Genomic DNA, 505 nt, shown 5'->3' on the forward strand with positions numbered 1-505 from the left:
CCTGCGAGTCAACAGTGCTCGTGTTAAACAACTGCATGGAGAACGTCATAACCATTGTTACAGCTCACCGAATTACCGTGAGAAAGTAAGCATCATGAACACTAAATTGGCTGAACGTTACAGCCAGCACCCAGCAGTGATTGGTTGGCACGTTTCAAACGAATATGGCGGCGATTGCCACTGTAATTACTGCCAAGAAGAGTTTCGTTTGGGGCTGAAAAACAAATACGGCTCCCTATACAATCTTAATAAGCTGTGGTGGAGTGCGTTCTGGAGTCATACTTACACCAGTTGGGAACAAATTGAATCACCATCTCCCGTTGGTGAGAACTCCGTTCACGCACTGAAGTTAGATTGGAAACGATTCTGTACTGACCGCGTCTCGAACTTCTGTGAGCACGAGATTGCACCGCTCAAGTCGATTAATCCTGATCTGCCTACGACGGCAAACTTCATGGAGTACTTTTACGACTACAACTATTGGGAATTGGCAAAGTCAATTGAT

General features: G+C 45.5%; 1 protein-coding gene. It reads left to right on the forward strand.

Going from position 1 to position 505, the window contains the following annotated elements; all coding sequences use genetic code 11:
* Position 1: 1 nt before the first annotated feature.
* On the forward strand, positions 2-505 hold a 504-nt coding region (locus R7R78_RS29760; RefSeq protein ID WP_318119943.1), incomplete at its 3' end, for a beta-galactosidase.

It is taken from the genome of Vibrio sp. 2134-1, assembly GCF_033339495.1.